This window comes from Mycobacterium sp. NGS29 (assembly GCF_059812965.1).
This window is the reverse complement of the sequence record NZ_JCALDR010000049.1, coordinates 1-587: the sequence shown is the minus strand read 5'-3', so window position 1 is coordinate 587 and position 587 is coordinate 1. Positions and strand designations below refer to the sequence as shown.

Genomic DNA, 587 nt, shown 5'->3' with positions numbered 1-587 from the left:
ATGAGTTTGTTGGATGCTCATATTCCGCAGTTGGTGTCGTCGCAGTCGGCGTTCGGTGCCAAGGCGGGGTTGATGCGGCACACGATTGGTCAGGCGGAGCAGGCGGCGATGTCGGCGCAGGCGTTTCACCAGGGTGAGTCCTCGGCGGCGTTTCAGGCTGCGCATGCCCGGTTTGTGGAGATGGCGGCGCGGGTGAACACGTTGCTGGACATCGCGCAGGCCAACCTGGGTGAGGCTGCGGGTACTTATGTGGCTGCCGATGCCGCGGCCGCGTCGACCTACACCGGTTTCTGAGCCGGTTCCTTCGAGTTTTAAGGACTTGTGATGTCGCAGATCATGTACAACTACCCGGCGATGCTGGCGCACGCGGGGGATATGTCGGGCTATGCCGGGACCATGTCGGGGCTGGGTGCGGATATCTCTGCTGAGCAGGCTGCGTTGCAGAATGCCTGGCAGGGTGACACCGGGGTGACCTATCAGGCGTGGCAGGTGCAGTGGAACCAGGCCATGACCGATCTGGTGCGGGCCTATCAGTCGATGGCCAGCACCCATGAGGCCAACACCATGGCCATGCTGGCCCGCGACGG

At 63.2% G+C, this 587-nt stretch carries 2 protein-coding genes; both read left to right on the top strand.

The genetic code is table 11. The annotated features are described in order from the left end of the window. On the top strand, positions 1–294 hold the full coding sequence (gene esxG / locus AC5Y5Z_RS25545; protein ID WP_463829107.1) for a type VII secretion system protein EsxG: 294 nt from the start codon (positions 1–3) through the stop codon (positions 292–294). Between the two features lie 30 nt (positions 295–324). Beyond that, positions 325–587, top strand: a 263-nt coding sequence (locus AC5Y5Z_RS25540) for a WXG100 family type VII secretion target (protein ID WP_463829108.1), incomplete at its 3' end; no start/stop codon positions are given.

What these genes read in the sequence shown, in the direction of transcription:
- esxG (WP_463829107.1), top strand. Translation starts at nt 1, where the DNA reads ATGAGTTTGTTGGATGCTCATATTCCGCAGTTGGTGTCGTCGCAGTCG.